The organism is Nonomuraea sp. 3N208, from assembly GCF_052245935.1.
Classification (GTDB): domain Bacteria; phylum Actinomycetota; class Actinomycetes; order Streptosporangiales; family Streptosporangiaceae; genus Nonomuraea.
Window position 1 is genome coordinate 116,649 of sequence record NZ_JBQQBR010000015.1, and the last position, 21,853, is coordinate 138,501.

Annotated in this window: 15 protein-coding genes; 7 read left to right on the plus strand and 8 right to left on the minus strand. The window is 69.9% G+C overall.

What is annotated here, in order from left to right; translation table 11 throughout:
• Window positions 1-8 precede the first annotated feature (8 nt).
• Window positions 9-665 (minus strand): HAD family hydrolase, encoded by a 657-nt coding sequence (locus tag ACTWPT_RS23630; protein ID WP_443179608.1) that lies wholly within the window; start codon window positions 663-665, stop codon window positions 9-11.
• A gap of 59 nt (window positions 666-724) precedes the next feature.
• Window positions 725-2,263 (minus strand): long-chain-fatty-acid--CoA ligase, encoded by a 1,539-nt coding sequence (locus ACTWPT_RS23635; protein WP_443179725.1) that lies wholly within the window; start codon window positions 2,261-2,263, stop codon window positions 725-727.
• Window positions 2,264-2,387: 124 nt separating this feature from the next.
• Between ACTWPT_RS23635 and ACTWPT_RS23640 the strand changes: the two genes are divergently transcribed.
• Entirely contained in the window at window positions 2,388-3,938 is a 1,551-nt protein-coding gene (locus ACTWPT_RS23640; RefSeq protein WP_443179609.1) for a GMC family oxidoreductase, read from the plus strand.
• A 33-nt stretch (window positions 3,939-3,971) separates the two neighbouring features.
• Window positions 3,972-5,228 carry a cytochrome P450 gene (locus ACTWPT_RS23645; protein ID WP_443179610.1) on the plus strand — a complete coding sequence of 419 codons (1,257 nt, stop codon included), beginning with the start codon at window positions 3,972-3,974 and terminating at the stop codon, window positions 5,226-5,228.
• Window positions 5,229-5,439: 211 nt separating this feature from the next.
• On the opposite strand, the gene ACTWPT_RS23650 is transcribed toward ACTWPT_RS23645, so the two are convergent.
• Window positions 5,440-6,561: an RNA-guided endonuclease InsQ/TnpB family protein gene (locus tag ACTWPT_RS23650; RefSeq protein WP_443179611.1), complete on the minus strand. Its 1,122-nt coding sequence runs from the start codon at window positions 6,559-6,561 to the stop codon at window positions 5,440-5,442.
• 293 nt (window positions 6,562-6,854) lie between these two features.
• On the opposite strand from ACTWPT_RS23650, the gene ACTWPT_RS23655 reads away from it, so the two are divergent.
• Entirely contained in the window at window positions 6,855-7,694 is an 840-nt protein-coding gene (locus tag ACTWPT_RS23655) for an alpha/beta fold hydrolase (RefSeq protein WP_443179612.1), read from the plus strand.
• 3 nt (window positions 7,695-7,697) lie between these two features.
• On the opposite strand, the gene ACTWPT_RS23660 is transcribed toward ACTWPT_RS23655, so the two are convergent.
• Window positions 7,698-8,768 (minus strand): methyltransferase domain-containing protein, encoded by a 1,071-nt coding sequence (locus ACTWPT_RS23660; protein WP_443179613.1) that lies wholly within the window; start codon window positions 8,766-8,768, stop codon window positions 7,698-7,700.
• A gap of 228 nt (window positions 8,769-8,996) precedes the next feature.
• Between ACTWPT_RS23660 and ACTWPT_RS23665 the strand changes: the two genes are divergently transcribed.
• The gene (locus ACTWPT_RS23665) at window positions 8,997-10,238 is read left to right on the plus strand and encodes a cytochrome P450 (protein ID WP_443179614.1); all 1,242 of its coding nucleotides are present in this window, start codon (window positions 8,997-8,999) and stop codon (window positions 10,236-10,238) included.
• A gap of 3 nt (window positions 10,239-10,241) precedes the next feature.
• Here ACTWPT_RS23665 and ACTWPT_RS23670 read toward each other — a convergent pair whose 3' ends face one another.
• Window positions 10,242-11,930 carry a hypothetical protein gene (locus ACTWPT_RS23670; RefSeq protein ID WP_443179615.1) on the minus strand — a complete coding sequence of 563 codons (1,689 nt, stop codon included), beginning with the start codon at window positions 11,928-11,930 and terminating at the stop codon, window positions 10,242-10,244.
• A gap of 616 nt (window positions 11,931-12,546) precedes the next feature.
• Between ACTWPT_RS23670 and leuS the strand changes: the two genes are divergently transcribed.
• A complete protein-coding gene (gene leuS, locus ACTWPT_RS23675) occupies window positions 12,547-14,994 on the plus strand; it encodes a leucine--tRNA ligase (protein WP_443179616.1) in 2,448 nt (815 codons plus the stop codon).
• A gap of 9 nt (window positions 14,995-15,003) precedes the next feature.
• Here leuS and ACTWPT_RS23680 read toward each other — a convergent pair whose 3' ends face one another.
• On the minus strand, window positions 15,004-15,972 hold the full coding sequence (locus ACTWPT_RS23680) for a TIGR03557 family F420-dependent LLM class oxidoreductase (protein ID WP_443179617.1): 969 nt from the start codon (window positions 15,970-15,972) through the stop codon (window positions 15,004-15,006).
• 49 nt (window positions 15,973-16,021) lie between these two features.
• On the minus strand, window positions 16,022-16,441 hold the full coding sequence (locus ACTWPT_RS23685) for a hypothetical protein (RefSeq protein ID WP_443179618.1): 420 nt from the start codon (window positions 16,439-16,441) through the stop codon (window positions 16,022-16,024).
• Between the two features lie 146 nt (window positions 16,442-16,587).
• Between ACTWPT_RS23685 and ACTWPT_RS23690 the strand changes: the two genes are divergently transcribed.
• On the plus strand, window positions 16,588-19,728 hold the full coding sequence (locus ACTWPT_RS23690; protein ID WP_443179619.1) for a S41 family peptidase: 3,141 nt from the start codon (window positions 16,588-16,590) through the stop codon (window positions 19,726-19,728).
• A gap of 88 nt (window positions 19,729-19,816) precedes the next feature.
• Here the strand turns inward: ACTWPT_RS23690 and ACTWPT_RS23695 are convergent, their stop codons facing one another.
• Window positions 19,817-20,830: a MalY/PatB family protein gene (locus ACTWPT_RS23695; protein ID WP_443179620.1), complete on the minus strand. Its 1,014-nt coding sequence runs from the start codon at window positions 20,828-20,830 to the stop codon at window positions 19,817-19,819.
• A gap of 164 nt (window positions 20,831-20,994) precedes the next feature.
• Here ACTWPT_RS23695 and ACTWPT_RS23700 point away from each other — a divergent pair, with 164 nt between their 5' ends.
• Window positions 20,995-21,840, plus strand: coding sequence for an aminoglycoside adenylyltransferase domain-containing protein (locus ACTWPT_RS23700; RefSeq protein WP_443179621.1), 846 nt, complete (start codon window positions 20,995-20,997; stop codon window positions 21,838-21,840).
• The last annotated feature ends 13 nt before the right edge of the window (window positions 21,841-21,853 follow it).

The window sequence follows — 21,853 nt, forward strand, 5'->3', positions numbered from 1 at the left end:
CGATCACGCTATAGGCCCGGGCCGCCGGCCTTCATCCCCATTAACAGCCCCATGGCGGCGACGACATCGGTCACCACATGGTCGGCACCGTCCGCGACGGCCACGCCGCGGTCGATCCAGATCGTCCGCAGCCCCGCGGCCCGCCCGCCCACGACGTCCTTCTCCGGATCGTCCCCGACCATCCATCCGCCACCGGCCAGCGACCTCCCGCACCGCCTGGCCCCGATCTCGAACAGCCGCACGTCAGGTTTCCGCACGCCCTCCGCCCCGGAGATGGCCCACCCGTCAACCCGCTCGGCCAGGCCTGTACGCCGGATCTTGCCCGTCTGGTTGTCGGCCATCCCGTTCGTCACGATCCCGGCCGCCCACCCGGCCGCCCGCAGCCGGTCGAGCCCGTCGAGGACCTCACCGGGGCACGACACCAGGTACGGCAGCCGCGCCCGATAGGAACGCCACAGCTCCTCCGCCGGCTCGGCCAGCCCGAACCGCTCCCGCACCAGACCGAAGAACACGTCCATGGGCACCGACCCGTCCGCGTCCGTCTCCACCAGCCACGACGCGGCCGTCGCACCCAGCCCTCGGTCCGCGGCGAACTCGGCGGCCCACCGCTCGAACGCGTCCAGCCGGTTGATCAGCGTGTTGTCCAGGTCGAAGAGGACGAGCATGATCGCCAGTCTAGGCCCACGAGAAAGGCGCGGGCGGGTGCCCGCGCCTTCCTGGGGGATTACCGCAGCTCGCGCTTGAGGATCTTGCCCGTGGCCGTCATCGGCAGGCTGTCGCGGAACTCGACGATCCGCGGGTACTTGTAAGCCGCCATGTTCTCCTTCGCCCAGGCGATCAGCTCGCCCTCGGTGATCGTGGCGCCCGGCGTGCGGATGACGTACGCCTTGACCTCCTCGCCGAGGGACTCGTGCGCGACCCCCACCACGGCGGCCAGCGACACGGCCTCGTGGGTCATCAGGACCTCTTCGAGCTCGCGCGGGTAGACGTTGAACCCGCCGCGGATGATCATGTCCTTGGCCCGGTCGACGATGGAGTAGTAGCCGTCCGCGTCCCGCGTCGCGATGTCGCCGGTGCGGAACCAGCCGTCCTTCATGACCTCGGCCGTCGCCTCCTGACGGCCGTAGTAGCTCTTCATGATGTTGTGCCCGCGGATGGCGATCTCGCCGGGGCCCTCGCCCTCGACGGTCTTCCAGTCGCCGTCGATCAGCTTCATCTCCACGCCCCAGATCGGGGTGCCGACCGTGCCCGGCTTGGTCGGCCGGCCGGCCTGGTTGAAGCTGGCCACCGGCGAGGTCTCCGACAGCCCGTACCCCTCCAGGATGCCGATGCCGAAGGTCGTCTCGAAGTCCTTGAGCACCTCCACCGGCGACGACGCGCCGCCCGCGACCGCCACGCGCAGCGACCGGGGCACCTCCGCTCCCTCGGCGTGGATCTTGGTGAGCATACCCCAGTACATGGTGGGCACCCCGGCGAAGAAGGTCACGTTCTCCTTGACCATGATCGCGAGCGCATCGCCTGCGTCGAAGCGCGGCATCAGCACGACGGTGGCGCCGCGCAGGAAGCCGGTGTTCATGACGACGGTCTGGCCGAAGGAGTGGAACAGCGGCAGCACGGCCAGGTACGTGTCGCGACCATCCTCGCTGCGCGGGAACATCTTGTCGCTGACCATGGCGTTCATCAGCATGTTCTGGTGGCTGAGCTCGGCGCCCTTGGGCTGGCCGGTCGTGCCCGAGGTGTAGAGGATCACCGCGGTGTCGTCGGGCGCCGTCTGCACGGTCTCGAAAGTGCTAGCCATCCCGCCGAGCGCCGCCCAGATCGACTCGCCGTGCGCGGACTCGGTCGCGAGCGGGGTCGCGGGCAGGACGAAGAAGTGCTCGCATCCCGCGGCCGCCTCGAAGCCGCTCCTGCCGCGCTCACCCAGCGGCAGCTCGGGCGTGCCCTCGAAGCAGAACAGCGCCTTGGCGTCGCTGTCGTCGAGATGGTAGGCGATCTCGCGCGCCTGGAGCAGCACGTTCAGCGGCACCACCGTCGCCCCGGCTTTCAGGATGCCGAAGTAGACGAACGGGAAGTATGGCAGGTTCGGGCAGGCCAGCGCGACCTTGTCGCCCTTCTGGATCCCGCGCGCCACCAGCAGGTTCGCCACCTGGTTGGCAATAGTGTCGATCATGGAGTACGGCAGCCGCATGTCACCGAAGACGATGGCCGTGCCGTCTGGATTGTTCCTGGCGCTGTCCTCCAGGACGATCGACAGGTTGAGCATGACGCCTTCCTCCCTCTCAGCCGGCTTCGGCGCCATCTAACCAGCCCCTCCATACCGACCGGTAGGTAACAGAGGTTACAACTGCATATGGACGCGCCTCGCCACCTGGAGTAAGCAAGGGGGCATGGAGTACGACTACGTGATCGTCGGCGCCGGCTCGGCGGGGTGCGTGCTGGCCAACCGGTTGTCGGCGGATCCGAACGTGTCGGTCGCGCTGGTCGAGGCGGGCGGGCAGGACGACAAGCTCGAAATCCGCATGCCCGCGGGCTTCGCCAAGCTGTTCAAAACCGAATACGACTGGAACTACACGACGGCCAAGCAGAGCGAGATGTCCGGCCGGGAGCTCTACTGGCCCCGCGGCCGAGTCATCGGCGGCTCGTCCTCGCTCAACGCCCAGATGTGGGTGCGCGGCTGCCAGCGCGACTACGACCAGTGGGAGGTCCCCGGCTGGTCGTACGACGACGTCCTGCCGTACTTCACCAAGGCCGAGCATCGCGTCGGCAGCAACGGCGGCAACGTCTACGGCACGTCCGGCCCGCAGTACATCTCGGAGCTGCCCAGCCCCAACGTCACCACCGCGGCCTTCCTCAAGGCGTGCGAGGAGCTCGGCTTCGAGCGGCTCGGCGAGCTCAACGGGCGCTCCAACGAGGGCTACAGCCCGACCCCCGTCACCCAGAACCGCGGCCGGCGGTGGAGCTCCGCCGACGCCTACCTGCGTCCGGCGGCCGGGCGGCCGAACCTCACGGTGATCACCGGGGCGACCGTCGACCGGGTGTTGTTCGACGGCCGGCGCGCGATAGGCATCCAGCACGGTGGCGGTACCCAGGTCAAGGCAAGGGCTGAGGTCATCCTGTCGGCTGGGGCGATCGGCTCGCCGTACCTGCTCATGCGCTCCGGTGTGGGCGCGGCCGGCGAGCTGCGCGACGCAGGGATCGAGGTCGTGCACGACCTGCCCGAGGTCGGCAAGAACCTGCAGGACCACCTCGCGAGCGGCGTGTACGTCGAGTGCAAGCAGCCGGTCACGCTGACCAAGGCGGAGTCGCTCGGCAACCTGCTGCGTTACCTCGTGCTGCGCTCCGGCATGCTGACCACGAACGTGGGCGAGGCGGTCGCGTTCATCCGCACCTCCGAGGAGGAGCCCGCGCCCGACATCGAGCTGATCTTCGCTCCCGCTCCGTTCATCGACCACGGCCTCACCCCGCCGACCGGCCACGGTCTCACCGTCGGCGTGGTGCTGCTGCAGCCGGAGAGCCGCGGCCGGATCGGGCTGAACGGCAGGGACGTGGTGATCGACCCCGGCTACCTGGCCGCGGAGGCCGACGTCAAACGGCTGATCGCGGGGCTGAAGACGGCCAAGCAGGTGTTCGCCACCGCCGCGATGAAGCCGTTCGTGGGCGGGCCGATGGCCCCGTACTGGGGGCCGGAGAGCGACGAGGAGCTCGCCCAGTGGGTACGCGAGCGCGGCGAGACCCTCTACCACCCGGTCGGCACCTGCCGCATGGGTGCCGACGACGCATCCGTCGTGGACCCCTCCTTGCGGGTGCGCGGCATCGAGGGGCTGCGGGTCGTGGACGTGTCGATCATGCCGACGCTGAACCGCGGCCACACCCACGCCCCCGCCATCATGATCGGCGAGAAAGGCGCCGATCTCATTGTGGGGGCAGCTGACTCTTGACGTAAGTGCCCACTTGCACGAGGCTTTGAGGGTATGACCACGCTGCCGGTGGGGCTCGACCTGGCGCAGATCCCGTTCTGGGGGTTGCCGCAGGACGAGCGCATGGAGACCTTCCGCAAGCTGCGCGCGCTCGACCACCCGATGTTCGTGACCGAGCAGGTCGTGCCGTTCATCGGCGGCGGGCCCGGCTACTACGCCCTCGTCCGCCACGCTGACGTGACCGAGGCCAGCAGGAACGCGGCCGTGTTCAGCAGCGAGCCGTGCTCCAACAGCATCCCCGACATGCCGCGCTGGCTGAGCGTCTACTTCGGCTCGATGATCAACATGGACGACCCCAGGCACGCGAGGTTGCGGCGGATCGTCTCCAGGGCCTTCACGCCCCGCATCCTGTCGAAGATGGAGGAGGACCTGGCCAGGGCCGCCACGGAGATCGTGGACCAGGCGATCGAGGAAGGGCCGGGCGACTTCGTGGAGCAGGTGGCGGCCCGGCTCCCCGTCAGGGTCATCTGCGACATGATGGGGATCCCCGCGAAATATCACGACATGGTGTTGCGGCGGACCAACGTCATCCTCGGCAACGCCGACCCCGAGTACACCGGCCTGGACCCGGACTTCAGCCGCGTCAACGTCGCCCGCGGCCTGGTCAAGCTGCTGCACGCCGGCTTCTCGCTCAACCGGCTGGCCGCCAGGCTGGGCGACGAGCGGCGCAAACGGCCCACGGGCGACCTGGTGAGCCTGCTGGTCAACGGCGAAGAACGGCTCACCTCGCAGGAGCTGGGGTCGTTCTTCATCCTGCTGGTGGTGGCGGGCAGCGAGACCACCCGCAACGCGATCGCGTACGGGCTCAAGCTCTTCACCGACCACCCCGAGCAGCGGGAGCTGCTGCTGGCCGACTTCGACGGGCGCGTCGTCAAGGCCTGCGACGAGATCGTCAGGTACGCGACGCCGGTGATCCAGTTCCGGCGCACACTCACGCAGGACCATGAGATGAACGGCACCGCCTACAAGAAGGGCGACAAGGTGTTGCTCTTCTACAACTCGGCCAACCGCGACGAGTCCGTCTTCACCGATCCGGACGCGTTCGACATCACCCGCGACCCCAACCCGCACGTCGGCTTCGGCGGGCCGGGGCCGCACTACTGCCTGGGCGCCCACCTGGCCCGCAGGGAGATGACCGTGATGTTCCGAGAGTTGTTCACCCGCCTGCCCGGCATCCGGTCCGTGGGGGAGCCCGACTTCCTGCTGTCCAACTTCATCAACGGTGTCAAGCACCTGCGCTACACGTTCTGACGGTCAGTGATCGGCCGGATCCGTCGTCTCCGCCGACCGTGGACCGGCCACCCCGGCCGCCGTCCCCACCTGGTCCATCGGCGCGGTCAGCCCGACCTGGTTGACCACGACGTTCCCGCCCCGTGGCCCAGGCCGCCGAGGAACAGCCCGAACATGATCGGCGTCTACGGGGCGGCCCGGACCAGCATCACACGGGCGGAGTTCTTGTCTCTCAGACGGCTCCGCACGCGGCGCAGGTGTAGGTACGTTCGGAAAGAGGTAGTGCGTGCTTGGTTCTCGCTCCGCACTGTGCGCAGTCCAGGGTGGTGTGCGCGGGATTGACGAGCCGCAGATCACGGCCGTGCTTGCGGGCCATCTCGACCAGGGCACGCTTGGTCGCGCCGATGGCCGCGTCGGCGGCCTTACGTGCCAAGTTGGACTTGGCCAGGAACTTCGGGCGGAAGTCCTCGACCGCGATCACGTCGTGGTCGCGGACGATCTTCTTGGCCCACTTGCGGCCGGTGTCCTGGCGCTGGCGGGCGATCTTCTTGTGCTGCTTGGCGCGCAGCTTCTTCGCCGTGTGGTAGCCCTTCGAGCCCGGCTGTCCTCGGGCGGGTCTGCGGCGGCGGGCCATCATCCGGTCGTAGCGGCCCAGCTTCGCCTGAGCCTTCTTGCCGTACTCGGCGTGCGGCAGGTCATGGTCGTCGCTGGTGGTGGTGGCGACCTCTTTCACGCCCCAGTCGATGCCGATCGCCTGCCCGGTGGCGGGCAGCGGTTCGGCCTGGGCGGGGACGACGAACGAGCAATACCAGTGGCCGAGGCCGTCCCGGTAAACGCGCACGCTGGACGGGTCGGCGGGCAGGTCGCGGGACCACACCAAGGTCACGATGATATTCCCGGCCAGGTGCAGGCGCCTGTCCTTGAGGCGGAAGCCGCGCCGCGTGTAATTCAGGCTCGGCGCGGCCAGGTGCCTCTTCTTGAAGCGGGGCATCCCGGCGCGCTGCCGGACGGGCAGCCGCTCCGTGATGTCCTTGAGTGCCTTGGCGCGGGACTTGGCGAAGTCACGGATGATCTGCTGCTGCGGCACCGACGCCCCCGCCGCAAGCCATGCGTGCTCCCCGCGCCAGCCGGTCAGCATCTTGTCGAGCTGGGCCGCACCGCAGGTCTGCTGGTCTTCTGGGTGGGTCTTGTTGTGCAGGTACGCGGCCTTGGATGTGGCGACGCACTGGTTCCACACCCAGCGGCAGCGGTCCCACTCGCCCAGCAGGGCGGCGTGGGCGGCCGACGACACGCGAAGCCGGTAGGTGTACCGGGCGTGCCCGGCACCCTGGCCCGGATTCGCTCCCGCCGCCATGATCGTGCAAATCTATCGGGGAGGTACGACAATTTTGAGCGTTCGCTGTGGTCAGACGCCGGATCGCCTTGATGGCGATTCGGTTATCCCTGTCATGCTGCGCGGGAGTCCGATTCCTCCCCGGCCTGAAGCCGAAGGCCGGGGCATCGAGCAGGGCGCCGTCGGGGCGAACGCGCAGGCTGGTGAGGCCGCCGTGAAGATCGACACGCCGATCACCAGCAGCCGGCGCCTGCTGTACCTGTCGGCCGATTGGTGGTACTCCCGGGACGGGCCGAATGCTAGGTTTCGCAGTCATGGAGATCAGGACTATCCACGCCAATGGGGTGGAGTTCGCGTATCTGACCGTCGGTGAAGGGCCGCTCGCGCTGTGCCTGCACGGCTTCCCCGACAGCGCGCACACCTGGCGCCACCTCATGCCGGCGCTGGCCGAGCGCGGCTACCGCGCCGTCGCGCCGTTCACCCGCGGCTACGCGCCGACCGAAGTCCCGGCCGACGGCGCGTACGAGGACGCCGCGCTGGTCGCCGACGTCCGCGCCCTGCACGAGGAGCTCGGCGGCGACGCCGACGCGGTGATCGTCGGGCACGACTGGGGCGCCTTCCCCGTCTACCACCTCGCCGGCCGCTTCCGCCGCGCCGTCACGCTCGCGGTGCCGCCACCCGCGGCGCTCGCCGGGACGTTCCTCGATTTCGAGCAGCTCAAGCGCTCGTTCTACGTCTTCCTCTTCCAGACCGCCCTCGGGGAGGCGGCCGCCGCCGGCCCCGGCTTCATCGAGAACCTGTGGCGGGACTGGTCGCCCGGGTACGACGCGAGCGAGGACCTGGAGTTCGTGCGGCGCAGCATCGGCGCGCCCGCCAACCTGAGCGCGGCACTCGGCTATTACCGGGCCATGCTCGGCACCACGCCGCGCTCCGGCCGCTACCCCGCCGTCGAGCCGGGCGTGACCGGGCCGGTCATGTATCTGCACGGCGCCCAGGACGGTTGCCTGGGCGCCGACCTCGTCAAGGACGCGCTGGGCCACCTTCCGGCCGGCTCGCGGACCGAGCTGGTGGCGGGCGCGGGGCACTTCCTCCACCTGGAACGACCGGCGGAGGTCAACCGCCTGATCCTGGACTGGCTCGGCCCCGCCTCCTGAGGCTCAGCCACGCCCCTTCCGCAGCACCGCGATCACCGGGTGCCGGCCGGACAGGCTCACCCGGACCGCCTCCTCCAGGGCGAACCCGGGTGGGATGTCGTCGTGGACCAGCGCCACGGCCAGCCCGTCGGCGGCCAGGACCCGCCGTACCTCCCGCCACAGCAGGCCGAGGTCCCCGGCGAGCATTCCCCTCGGCGGCACCTGACGTCCCCAGGGCGGGTTCACCAGCACCCGCTCGGCGCCGCCGTCGGGCACCGGGATCCCCCCGCCATCCGCCACGCCCCACCCGAACGGCGACCCACCGTCTCCGGCCGAAGGGCCGCCGGCCAGGGCGGCGCGGGCGTTGGCGGCGGCGGCCGAGAGCGCGGCCGGGTCGTGATCGAAGCCCAGCAGCCGCAGGTGCGGCGCGAGCGCGTGAGCCTCGATCAGCGTGGTTCCCGCGCCGCAGCACGGGTCGAGCACCGTGCCCGCGCCGTCCAGCCGCGCCAGCTTCGCCATGGCGGCCGCCACCGGCGGATGCAGCGTGCCCCGGATCGACGCCGTCTTGTACGGCCTGCGGTGCAGCGGCCGGCCGGCCAGCCGCGAAGCGATCACCGCCTGCTCACCCTCGATCGTGACCCGCCACGCCATCGCCTCCTGCGGCGGCCGTCCTCCCTCACTCCTGGAGTGGTACGGCACCCGCAGCGACCGCGCCAGCTCCGCCCCGACCGCGTCCTCGATCTCGAACCTCGTGTAATTGCGCCGCCCGACGAACGACGCCGACACCTCCAGCCCGCCACGCGAGCCGCGCACCCCACCACCCAGGCGCGCCAGCCGGACCGCGTCCACGGCCCGCGCCGCCTCGGCCAGCCGGGCGAGCGCGGAGCGGCCGGGGCCGATCCCGTCCACCACGGCGCCGGCCAGCAGCACGTCGTCGGCCGTACGCAAGCTCAGTAGGTCGGCCTCGTCCGTCGCCTCGAACCACACCTCGCGATGCCGCAGCCCGCGCACCACGCCCAGCCGGGAACGCCGAATCTCCGTGGCCACCAGGGGCTCGATGCCGTGCACCGCCCTGGCCACGGCAAAAGTATGCACGTGTCCTTCTCCCACGTCGCGACCCGGGACGGCGGTCGCTCAGCCGTCCCGCATCGCCGGCGGTGGGTTGTCCACGACCCGCCGGCGGGTCGCTAACGCAGGTAGAAGAAGGTCATGGGAGCACGGTAGGGCCGGGCGACCACCGGCCGCCACACGTTTTCCCTCCTCTACGTACGGCGTACGTCATAACCATTGACGTAAGTGGCCGCTTTTCCGAATGATGGTCTTATGAGCGTCCTCGACTTCGACCTGTCGGACCGTGACTTCTGGGCCAGGCCCATGGACCAGCGCGAGGAGGCGTTCGACCGCCTGCGCGCCCTCCCGACCCCCGCGTTCTTCGAGGAGATGGACATCGGGTTCGCCCCCAAAGGGCCGGGCTACTACGCGCTGGTCAAGCATGCCGACATCCTCGAGGCCAGCCGCAACCCGGAGGTCTTCTGCTCGGGCGACGGCGGCGCCACAGGCATCCCCGACATGCCCGCGGAGTTCGCCGAGTACTTCGGCTCGATGATCAACATGGACGACCCGCGGCACGCCAGGCTCCGCAGGATCGTCTCCCGCGCGTTCACCCCCAAGATGATCAAGCAGTTCGAGTCGGACGTGGAGGCCGCGGCGGCCGCCATCGTGGACGACCTCCTGGACAAGGGGCCTGGCTGTGACTTCGTGACGGAGGTGGCCGCCCGCCTTCCCTTGAAGATCATCTGCGACATGATGGGCATCCCGGAGCGGGACTACCAGTTCGTCTTCGACCGCTCGAACACGATCCTCGGTGGCTTCGACGCCGAATACGGCGGCACAGACGTCAACGAGATCGCCACCCGCCTGCTCAACGCGGGCATGGAACTGCAGCAATTGGTGCAGGACCTGGCCGCCCACCGCGCCGATCACCCCACGGACGACCTGACGTCGTCCCTGGTCAACGCCAACATCGACGGCGAGCGGCTCACGATGCAGGAGCTGGGGTCGTTCTTCATCCTGCTGGTGGTTGCCGGCAACGAGACCACGAGGAACGCCATCTCGTACGGCCTGCGCCTGCTCACCAAGAACCCCGGCCAGCGCGCCCTCTGGCTGGAGGACCTCGACGGACTGGCCCACGGGGCCGTGGAGGAGATCGTCCGCCTGGGGGCACCGGTGAACTTCATGCGCCGCAAGGTCACCAGGGACTTCGAGATGAACGGCAACCTCTACCGCAAGGGCGAGAAGGCGGTGCTGTTCTACTGGGCGGCGAACCGGGACGAGTCCGTGTTCGAGGACCCGTACCGCTTCGACATCACCCGCGACCCCAACCCGCACGTCGGCTTCGGCGGTCCGGGTCCGCACTTCTGCCTCGGCGCGCACCTGGCCCGGCGGGAGATCACGGTGATGTTCCGCGAACTGCTGCGCCGGGTCCCGCACATCGAGGCAGGCAAGCCCGACCGGCTGCACTCCATGTTCATCAACGGCATCAAGCACATGGAGTGCACGTTCTAGCGGCTAGCCCTCCGTGGAGAGCTTGAGCTGGTTCATCACCGTGCGGATGTCGGGCAGGAGCTGCTTGCTCTCCGACGGGATCGACATGTAGACGATCGCTGGGACGCTGCCGCCGGTGTTGATCGCCATCGTGACGATCGTGGCCTTCTCGGTCTGCGACGTCAGCGAGTACGCGATCAGCCGTCCGGTCTGGTCGCCCACCTTGATCGGCTGCTGGGCGATCTTGCGGACCTTGTTGTCCGGCGGGAAGAAGCGCTTGCGTGCGGTCAGCACCACCTGCTTGATGACCGGCTCCAGGTTGTCCTGCTCGTAGTACGAGGCCAGCTTCGGCATGAGGGGGCCCGACATGATCTGGGCGTACCGCTCGGGCGCGACCTGGACGTACTGGCGGGTGTCGAAGCCGAACGTGCCCTTGACCGTGGCACGCTCGTCGAGCTGCCACTTGCCGCCGAGGCGCGGGACGGAGATCCCCGCGGCGGCGTCCGGCACCATGCCGAGGACGGGGGAGGCCTTGCCGGAGTAGGCCGGCAGCTTGCCGATCGTCGAAGGCTTGGTGGGGCTCGCCTTCTGTGAGGCCGACGGCTGGCCGGTGGCGATGTTGGAGGTCGTGGGGTCCTCGCCGGCCAGCGGTCCCGCGAGGAATGCCCACAACAACGCGATGACCAGCGCGACCGCCACGGATCCGCCGAGCGCGTAGATCCAGACGGGCTTGCCCTCGCCCTCGTCGTCCAGGACGTCCTGGTCGCCCATGGCCTGGTAGTTGTCTCCGAAGACGGTGTTCCAGAGCTCCTGCTGGCGCTCGGGCGGCGGGGTGCGCGAGCCGCTGATCTGGCCCGCGGTCACGAACCGCTGCTCGGGGTCGGAGGGGTCGCGGCTCAGGTTCGAGCCGGGACGGGGGCCCTGCGGCTGGTTGTCGTCCTGGGTGGGGGGCGTGACTGGAGGAGGGGAATCCATGGGGGTGGAGGGGACCGCGCGATCGTTGAGCAGGTTCTCGGAGTGTTGGGCGTACGTGACCGTACGGTCCTCGGCGGGGTGGGGCTGAGGCGGTGGGCCGTGGGGGGCGGACAACGCGTCGTGCGACAGGGGTCCGGCCGGGGCGGCCTGGTCGTACGCCGCCGCGCGCTGCTCCAGCGCCTCAGATCTCAGGCCGCGCTCGCCCTGCGGCCAAGGGGCCGGGGTGGACAGGTTGGACCAGGCGCCGGGGACCGGGGTCGGAGGTTGCTCCCACGCGGGCACCGGATCCGGCACAGGCGGCGCAGCCTGCGGCCCAGCGTCGGGCCACGACATGGGCACGTCCTGCGGTGCGGCCTCCGGCCAGGGAGCAGGTCCGCCCTGTGGCGCGGCGTTCGGCAGGGAGTGGGCACCTGCCTGTGGCGCGGCGTTCGGCAGGGAGTGGGTACCTGCCTGTGGCGCGGCGTTCGGCAGGGAATGGGCACCGGCCTGAGGGGAGGCGTCGGGCCATGACATCGGCACGTCCTGGTGCGGCGTCTCGGGCCAGCCCGCGTCCTTACGCGGCGGCTCGGGCCAGCCTGCGTCCTGGCGGGGCGGTTCCGGCCAGGAGGGGCCGGTCTCCTGGCGGGCGGCGCCGGGCCGGGCGGGGTCGTGACGGTGCTCGGAGCGCGGCGGTTCAGGCCAGCCTGCGTCCTGGCGGGGTGGTTCCGGCCAGGCGGGGTCCTGGCGCCCGCCCGGCATCGAAGCCTCCGGCCACGACATGGGGACCTCGGCCGCAGGTGAGCCAGACCTGGAGGAAGGGGCATCGGGCGCATCGGAGCCGGGCCACGGGGAGGGCGGCGACTCGGGCCAGGATGAGGGCAGGTGAGGTCCGGAATTATCCGTTGCCATTGCTGCCGGCCCTCCCGAAGTTGTGTCCGGATCAACCCTTATATCCGGATTTGACGTACCAGGCATGATCTCATGGGATTTTCCAGGAGATGCCGGTGGTTCCGCAGCGAAACGAGCGAAGCCATGAGGATCGGTGGGCGGATCCTGCATGGGCAGGCCGTCCTCCGGTCGATCAGGCTCAGCTCGGTACACCATGGTGGCAAGGGTATTCTTGAGGGACGAATGAGGTCACAACGGATACATCACCATCAGGTCTCGCTGGACCTGAAGGGTCCATTGTGCATGCGCACCTCGATCGAGAACCTGCATTCATCCGAAGAGGTGCGCTAGGCTTGACACGTGCGTTCCGCGACCCTGCTTCTTAGCGGGCCGCGACGGCCCTGAGATATCGCCGTCGCGGCTACCCCTCGTCCTGTGCACGGGGGGTTTTCTTGTGGGTCCGAATCAAGCCAGAAGGACAGTAGCCGTGAGTGAGTACGACCCGCAGGCGCTGCAGGCCAAGTGGCTGCAGCGCTGGGAGGAGCAGGAGCCCTACCGGGCGAGCGAAGACCCCGCCGACCCCCGCGAGCGGCGCTACATGCTCGACATGTTCCCCTACCCGTCGGGCGACCTCCACATGGGCCACGGCGAGGTGTTCGCCATCGGCGACGTCGTCGCGCGCTACTGGATGCAGCAGGGCTACAACGTCCTGCACCCGATCGGCTGGGACTCCTTCGGCCTGCCCGCGGAGAACGCCGCGATCAAGCGCAACGCCCACCCGGCCGAGTGGACCTACGCCAACATCGAGACGCAGGCGCACTCGTTCAAGCGCTACGGGATCTCCTTCGACTGGTCGCGCCGCCTGCACACCAGCGACCCCGACTATTACCGCTGGAACCAGTGGCTGTTCAACCGCTTCTTCGAGCGCGGCCTGGCCTACCGCAAGGGCGGCCTGGTCAACTGGTGCCCCAACGACCAGACGGTGCTGGCCAACGAGCAGGTCGTGGCCGGCAAGTGCGAGCGCTGCGGCGCCGACGTCATCCGCCGCGAGCTGACGCAGTGGTACTTCAAGATCACTGACTACGCGCAGCGGCTGCTGGACGACATGGACCAGCTGACCGACTGGCCGGAGCGGCTGCTGACCATGCAGCGCAACTGGATCGGCCGCTCCGAGGGCGCCGACGTGCTGTTCACGATCGAGGGCCGCGAGGAGCCGGTCCACGTCTACACGACGCGGCCCGACACGCTGTTCGGGGCCACGTTCTTCGTGGTCGCCGCGGACGCCGCGCTGGCCGACGAGATCGTCACCGACGAGTGGCGGGAAGCGTTCGAGGCCTACCGGGCCGAGGTCGCCCGGCTGAGCGACATCGAGCGGCTGGCCAGCGACAAGGAGAAGACCGGCGTCTTCCTGGGCCGCTACGCGATCAACCCGGTCAACGGCGAGCGCATCCCGGTCTGGGCGGCCGACTACGTGCTGTCGGACTATGGCCACGGCGCCATCATGGCGGTGCCCGCCCACGACCAGCGCGACCTGGACTTCGCGCTGAAGTTCGACCTGCCGGTGAAGGTCGTCGTGCACACCGGCCTGGCCGACCCGGGCGATACCGGCGAGGCCACGCCCGGCGAGGGCACGCTGGTCAACTCCGGCCCGCTGGACGGCCTGGACAAGGCCGAGGCCATCCGCAAGATCATCGAGGTCCTGGAGTCCGAGGGCAAGGGCACGGGCGCGGTCAACTTCCGGCTGCGTGACTGGCTACTGTCCCGGCAGCGTTACTGGGGCACGCCGATCCCGATCATTCACTGCCCCGACTGCGGTGAGGTCCCCGTCCCCGACGAGCAGCTGCCCGTCACGCTGCCCGACCTGCGGGGCGAGGCGCTGGCGCCCAAGGGCGTGTCCCCGCTGGCCAGTGCGGCCGACTGGGTCAACGTCGAGTGCCCCAAGTGCGGCGGACGCGCCCAGCGCGACACCGACACGATGGACACGTTCGTCGACTCGTCCTGGTATTTCCTGCGCTACTGCTCGCCGGGCTACACCGACGGCCCGTTCGACGTCGAGCAGGTGCGCAAGTGGGGCCCGATCGACCAATACGTCGGCGGCATCGAGCACGCGGTGCTGCACCTGCTGTACTCGCGCTTCTTCACCAAGGTCCTGCACGACATGGGCATGGTGGACTTCACCGAGCCGTTCAAGCGCATGCTGAACCAGGGGCAGGTGATCAACGGTGGCAAGGCCATGTCGAAGTCCCTGGGCAACGGCGTGGACCTGGGCCAGCAGATCGACGACTTCGGCGTCGACGCCGTGCGCCTGACCATGATCTTCGCCGGGCCGCCCGAGGACGACATCGACTGGGCGGACGTCTCGCCGCTGGCCTCGCAGAAGTTCCTGGCCCGGGCGCTGCGGGTGATGTCGGAGGTGACCAGCGAGCCGGGCGCGCCGGTCGAGGGCGGCGACGCGGCGCTGCGCAAGGTCACCCATCGCACGATCGACGAGGTCACCAGGCAGATCGATTCCCACAAGTTCAACGTGGCAGTGGCGCGGATGATGGAGCTGACCTCGGCCGCGCGCCGGGCCATCGACTCGGGCCCCGGTCCCGCCGACCCCGCCGTCCGCGAGGCCGCGGAGACGCTGGCGATCACGTTGTCGCTGGTGGCCCCGTACACCGCCGAGGAGGGCTGGGAGCGGCTGGGCCGCACCGGCTCCGTCGCCTTCGGCGGGTGGCCGAGCGCCGACCCCGCGCTGCTGGTGCGGGAGTCGGTCACCTGCGTGGTGCAGGTGGCAGGCAAGGTACGCGACCGGCTGGAGGTGTCGCCCGACATCTCCGAGGACGAGCTGCGGGAGCTGGCCCTGGCCTCGGAGAAGGTGTCCGCTTACCTGGCGGGCATGCCCCGCAAGGTGATCGTCCGGGCGCCCAAGCTGGTCAACATCGTCCCCTAGCGCCCGGCGTCAGAGGGCGCGCAGGGCCGGGAGCAGTTCCTTCTCCGCCCAGTCGAAGAAGGGCTGCTGCTGGTCGTGGCCGATCTGGACCAGCGCCACGTGCGTGTAGCCCGCGTCGGCGAACTTCTGGACCCCCTGCACGACCGCATCCACGTCGTTGCCGCACGGCACGCTCTGGGCCACGTCCTCGGGGCGTACCGTGCCGGCCGCGGCGGCGAAGTTCACCGGCCCGGGCAGCTCGGCCATGACCTTCCAGCCGCCGGCTGCCGCCCAGCGCCACAGGTGGTGGGCCCGCTGTCTGCCGGCCTCGGGGTCGGTGTCGTAGGCGAGCGAGAGCTGGCCGTAGACCGGCTTGCCCGCGCCGCCCGCGGCGTTGAACTGCCGGACGACGTCGGGCATCGGCTCGTTGACGACCAGCACGTCGCCGTACTCGGCGGCGATCTCCGCCGACTGGCCGCCCGAGGCGGCGATGCCGATCGGCACGCGCTCCTCCGGCAGGTCGTACAGCTTGGCCGAGTCCACATCAAAGAATTCGCCTTGGTACGTGACGTAGCCGCCGCCGAACAGCTCCTTGATGATCTGGATGGCCTCGGCGAACATCCGGTGCCGGGTGTCCACGGGCGGCCACCCCTCGCCGATGACGTGCTCGTTCAGGTTCTCGCCCGCGCCGAGGCCCAGCGTGAACCTGCCCTGGCTCAGCACGCCCATCGTGGCGGCCTTCTGCGCCACCACGGCCGGGTGGTACCGCATGATGGGACAGGTCACGTACGTCATGAGCGGCAGCCGCTCGGTGACCTGCGCCGCCGCGCCGAGCACCGACCAGCAGTAGGGCGAATGCCCCATCTCCTCGAGCCACGGGAAGTAGTGGTCCGAGATGACCGCATAGTCGAAGCCGATCCGCTCCGCTGTCGCGGCGTAGTCGACGAGCTCGCGGGCCGGCGTCTGTTCGGACATCAGGGTGTAGCCGATTTGTACCATGCGTCCGGGCTACCCGGGTTTGTCCGAATTAGTGACGGCGCACCAGAGATCATCGATCGCCGAGCTCCTCGAGCATCAGTCCCAGGCCGATGCCCAGAAGCCAAACGTCCTTGGAGAGGCTGATGCCCTCCGGGGACGGACGCAGGCTGCCCTCGCGGCGCATGCCGGGCGTCTTGAGGTACATGCCGAGCAGCCCGCCCGCGAACCCGGTCAACGCCGCCCCGGCCAGCAGTGACGGCACGAACGGCACCAGTAGCACGGTGCCGAGGATGATCTCGGCCCGCGACAGCAGCCTGGCGAAGTTCACCGGATCCATGCGGCCGAGGAACGGGTACGTGCCCGCAGCCATGCCGTGCAGGCCGGTGGCGGTCTGATCGTCCACGCTCGTCTTGTCGAGCCCGGAGCTCAGGACGATGGCGGCGGCGGCCAGGCGCGGCGGTAGCTGGTGGGTGCGAGCGAAGATCCTCATGGTTCCTCACAGGGTGCGAAAGCGGGCAATCAATCACTTCCCTCGCATTTCCGGCACACCCCGGACTTGACTGTTCCATGACCCGGCGGGTCCGCCAGGAGGAGAATTCATGGGCTGGGCTTGATGTCGGGCATTAGTGTTCAGCTGTGACGAACGGCGCATACCTGAGATATCCGCATCTGTACGGTGACCTGGTCACCTTCGTAGCCGATGACGACGTTTGGCTGGCTCCCCTGGCGGGCGGAAGAGCCTGGCGCTTCACCGCCGACCGGGTACCGGTGTCGGATCCGCGGTTCTCGCCCGACGGCAGCCACATCGCGTGGACCGGCGGCCGGGAGGGTGCTCCGGAGGTGTTCGCGGCCGAGATCGACGGTCCCGAGGGGGAGCGGCTGACCCACTGGGGCAGCGCCACGACCCGGGTGCGCGGCTGGACCGAGGACGGCGCCGTGCTGGCGATCAGCTCGACGGGGCAGAGCCACCGCGTCAGGACCTGGGCCCACGCGGTGCCGCTCGACGGGGGACCGGCGACGCGGCTGCCGTACGGATGGGCCAGCGACGTCGCCGTCAGCGACGGGCGGGTCGCCACCGTGTCGGCGATGTGGCGCGAACCGTCGTCGTGGAAGCGGTACCGGGGCGGGACCGCGGGCAAGATCTGGGTGGACGCCGACGGGAGCGGGGAGTTCGCCCGGTTGTTCGCCGACAGCACGGCGCAATACTGGTCCGTCAGCTGGGTGGGGGACAGGATCGTCTTCCTGGCCGACATCGACGGGGCCGGGAACGTCTACTCCGCCTTGCCGGACGGCTCCGACCTGCGCAAGCACAGCTCCCACGAGGAGTTCTACGCTCGCCACGCCACCAGTGACGGACAGCGGGTGATCTACAGCCACGCCGGGGACCTGTGGTTGCTGGAGAGCCTGGACGCGGAGCCGCACCGGCTGGATGTCCGGCTCGGCGGGCCGCGGCCGGGGCGGGCCAGGCGGCCGGCGCCCACGCGGGTCGGCTCGTACGCGCCCGACGCCACCGGACGGGCCAGCGTGGTCGAGATCCGCGGCACCGCGCACTGGGTACCGCACCGTGACGGCCCCGCGGGCGCGCTGCGTGTCCAGCCGGGCGTTCGCGTACGGCTGCCGCGCGTCCTCGACGGCGACGGGCGCGCCATCTGGGTGTCGGACGTCAGCGGCGAGGACGGGCTGGAGATCGGCACCCCCGGCGGCGAGATACGCACGCTGGCCGCCGGGCAGCTCGGCCGGGTGCTGGAGCTGGAGGCCGCGCCCGACGGCAAACACGCGGCCGTCGCCACCCACGACGGGCGGCTGCTGGTCGTCGACCTCGAGTCCGGCGACATCCGGGAGCTCGACCGCACCACGCAGGGGGACATCAGGGGATTGACGTTCTCGCCCGACTCGCGCTGGCTGGCCTGGGGGCATCCGCATCACCGCCCGCTGTCGCAGATCAAGATGGGGCGGGTGGACGGCACGTCGGTGATCGATGTGACGCCGGTGCGGTTCGACGACTACGACCCGGTGTTCACCAAGGACGGCAAGTATCTGGCGTTCTTGTCGGCGCGGACGTTCGACCCCGTGTACGACTCGCACGTCTTCGACATGTCCTTCCTCTACGGGTGCCGGCCGTACGTCGTGCCGCTGCAGGCCGCCACGCCGTCGCCGTTTGACCCCTCGCTGCAGGGGCGGGGCTTCAACGGCGAGGACGACAAGGCGAACAAGGACGACAAGCAGGACGACTCGCCGCCACGGACCGAGGTGGACCCGGACGGGCTGGCCTCGCGCGTGGTGCCCGTGCCGGTGCCCGCCGGACGCTACGGCAACCTCCGTACCGCCAAGGACGCCTTGCTCTGGCTGCGTTACCCGCTCACCGGGCAGCACGGGGACGAGCCGTCGAACGAGATGGTGCTGGAGCGATACGACCTGAAGAAGCGGGCCAAGAGCGAGCTGGGCAAGGAGGTGCGCTCGTTCCAAGTCAGCGGCGACGGCACCAGGCTCGTCACCAACGGCAAGAACGGCCTGCAGACCCGCGCCGCCAGCGAGGGCGACGAGGTCGTCACCATCGACCTGGACCGGATCACCGTCCAGATCGACCCGGTCGCCGAGTGGCGGCAGGGCTTCCACGAGGCCGGCCGGCTCATGCGCGACCACTTCTGGCGTGCGGACATGGGCGGCGTCGACTGGCAGGGCGTGCTCGACCGGTACGCGCCGTTCGTCGAGCGCATCGGCGCCCACTCGGAGCTGATCGACCTGCTCTGGGAGGCGCAGGGCGAGCTGGGCACCTCCCACGCCTACGCCGCCGCCCCCAACGGCGGCTCCGACCCGCGCCGCCGCCAGGGGCTGCTCGGCGCAGACCTGGACAGGGACGCCGACGGCGTGTGGCGCGTCGAGCGCATCCTGCCCGGCGAGTCCTCCGACCACGCCGCCCGCTCGCCCTTGCTCGCCCCCGGCGTCGCCGTCCGTCCGGGCGACGCGATCATCGCGGTGGGCGGACGCCCGGTGGATCCCGTACGCGGGCCGCTCGCGCTCCTGGCCGGCACCGCGAACCAGCCTGTCGAGCTCACCGTGCGGCCCGCCTCCGGCGGCGACCCGCGCCGCGTCGTGGTCAGCCCGATCGCGGACGAGACGCCGCTGCGTTACCACGACTGGGTGGAGGGCCGGCGAACGCTGGTGCGGGAGGCGTCGGACGGGCGGCTCGGGTACCTGCACGTGCCGGACATGGTCGGGACGGGGTGGGCGCAGTTCCATCGCGACCTGCGTACCGAGATGGCCTTCGACGGGCTCATCGTGGACATGCGGGAGAACGGCGGCGGGCACCTGTCGGAGCTGGTTCTGGAGAAGCTGTCCCGCAAGGTCACCGGGTGGGCGCGGGCCCGCGGGTACGAACCCAGGAGGTATCCGGCGGACTCGCCGCGGGGCCCGATCGTGACGATCACTGACGAGTTCGCGGGCTCCGACGGGGACATCGTGAGCGCGGGGATCAAGAACCGCGGCATCGGGCCGCTGGTGGGGACGCGGACGTGGGGTGGGGTGATCGGGATCGACTCCCGGTACAACCTGGTCGACGGGACCCGGGTCACCCAGCCCCGGTACTCGTTCTGGCTCGACGGGCCTGGATGGGGCGTGGAGAACTATGGGGTCGATCCGGACATCGAGGTGGTGATCACGCCGCAGGATCGGGCGGCGGGGCGGGATCCGCAGCTGGACAAGGCGATCGAGCTCGCGCTCGCCGCCCTGGCAGAAGACCCGCCCGCCACCGCACCCGACCTGCCACCCCTGCCGTGACGCCCCGCAGCGGCGCGCTCTGACGGTGTGCGGCCCCGCCGTGCCAGGCGGTGGCCACGCGCCACGAAGGGGTGTGCCAGGGCCGGGGTCAGCCGAGACGGGACAGGCGGTTGAGGATCTCGGCGAGGACGGGCTCGCTGGTGGCGAAGTTCAGGCGGACGTACTCCGCCCCACCGGGCCCGAAGCCTGCCCCGTCCGTCAGCAGCACCTTGGCCTCCCGTTCGATGACCTCCGCCATCCCCGTCCGCCCCACATGCAGCCACGCCAGATACGTCGCCTGGGGGAGCCGATAGCCGAAGGTGTCGGGCAGGCGGGCGGCGATCGTATGCCGGTGACGATCCAGCAGGACGCGAACCTCCTCCAACCAGGCGTCCCCGTGCCGCCACGCCGCCACGGTCGCCTCGACCCCGAACAGGTTGGCGGAGCCGTACACGAAGGGCGGCTGCGCCTCCAGGGCCTTGCGGACCCCAGGGTGCCCGAGGTGGGCGACCGAGACGCGGATGCCGCCCAGGTTGAACGCCTTCGTCGCGGACGTGAGGGTAACGGTGCGTTCAGGGAGGATCGTGGCGAACGGGATGTGCTGGTGCGGCTCGAAGGTCAGGTCGGCGTGGATCTCGTCCGCGATCACGAGCAGATCGTGCCGTTCGGCCTGCTCGGCCAGTTCGGTCAGCTCCTCGCGGGTGAACACCCGGCCGGTCGGATTGTGCGGGTTGACCAGGAGCAGCACCCGGCAGCCCGACAGATCCGGCACCTCGAAACGCCAGGAATCGCCCTCGTCGGGCTCGGCCTGGATGGCGTGCAGGGGACGCTCCATGACCTGCAGGGTCGTGAGGAAGGGGTGGTAGGCGGGAGTGTGCAGGGCAACCCCGTCGCCGGGCTTGGTCCAGATTTGGAGCAGGACCTGGAGTGCCTGGTTGAGATCGTTGAAGGAACGTACCTGCGACGGGTCGGGCGACCAGCCGTACCGGCCCGCCATACGCTCGGCGAACGCCTCGGCCAGCGGCCCGGCGTTGGGCTTGTCCAGCCAGGCCGGATAGCCGAGGTCCGCGTCGGCCCGCCGGCGCAGTGCCTCGATGACCTCGGGCGCGGTGGGGAGATCCATGTCCGCGATCCAGGCGGGAATGACCCCCGGACCGGCCTTCGCCCACTTAAATCCATCATTTCGTGCCTTGAGGTCTTCTGGGCGGTATGCGGTATTCACTCGGACATTCTAGGATTTTAGATTGTGATGAGGCGGCGGCGTCGATTGTGGCAGGCTGAGCGGTGATGACGCCCCACCCGAAGATCGACGCGATTGTCGAGACGTACCTGTCAGTGGCCGACGCGACGGCTCCCGGGCTGATCGAAGGGCTCTATCTGGAAGGGTCGGCGGCGCTGGACGACTACCGGCCGGCCACGAGCGACGTGGACTTCGTCGCGATCACGGCTGCCGGGCCGCCGATCGAGACGCTGGAGCGCATCCACACCAGCCTCGGCGCCCACCCGTTCGAAGGCGTCTACGTGACCTGGGACGATCTCCGTCGCAACCCCATGGACCTCGGGGCGCGCCCGCAGGCCCACGCCGGCAAGCTCAACCCTCAGGGTGGCCTCAACCCGGTCACCTGGCACACGCTGGCCCGCCATGGGGTGACCTGTCGCGGTCCCAAACCGGGGGAGCTCGACATCTGGACCGATCCGGCCGTGCTCGCCGCCTGGACCGACAACAACCTCGACGTCTACTGGCGGCGCCTGGTGACCCGGGCGTCCCGCCTGCTTTCGCCGTGGGGGCTGGCCTCGCTCGGCGCGTACACCACGGTGTGGGTCGTCACGGGCATCTCCCGGCTGCACTACACGCTCGCGACCGGCGAGCTCACCTCCAAGACGGTCGCGGCGCGGCACGCGCGGAAAGCGTTCCCCGAGCGCTGGCACCGCGTGATCGACGAGGCGCTGCGGATACGCGAGGACGACACCGCGCAGCCCTCGCTCGGGAGCCTGGTCTCGGGGCTGGGCGAGCACTTCGGCACACCCCGGCGGTCGCTGTACGGCTCCCCGTTCGAACGGCGGCAGGACGTGCTCGACTTCGCCGACCAGGCGATCGCGGCCGCGCACGCCCTGTACGCCCGTAGGGATTGACGGCGGGTCACGC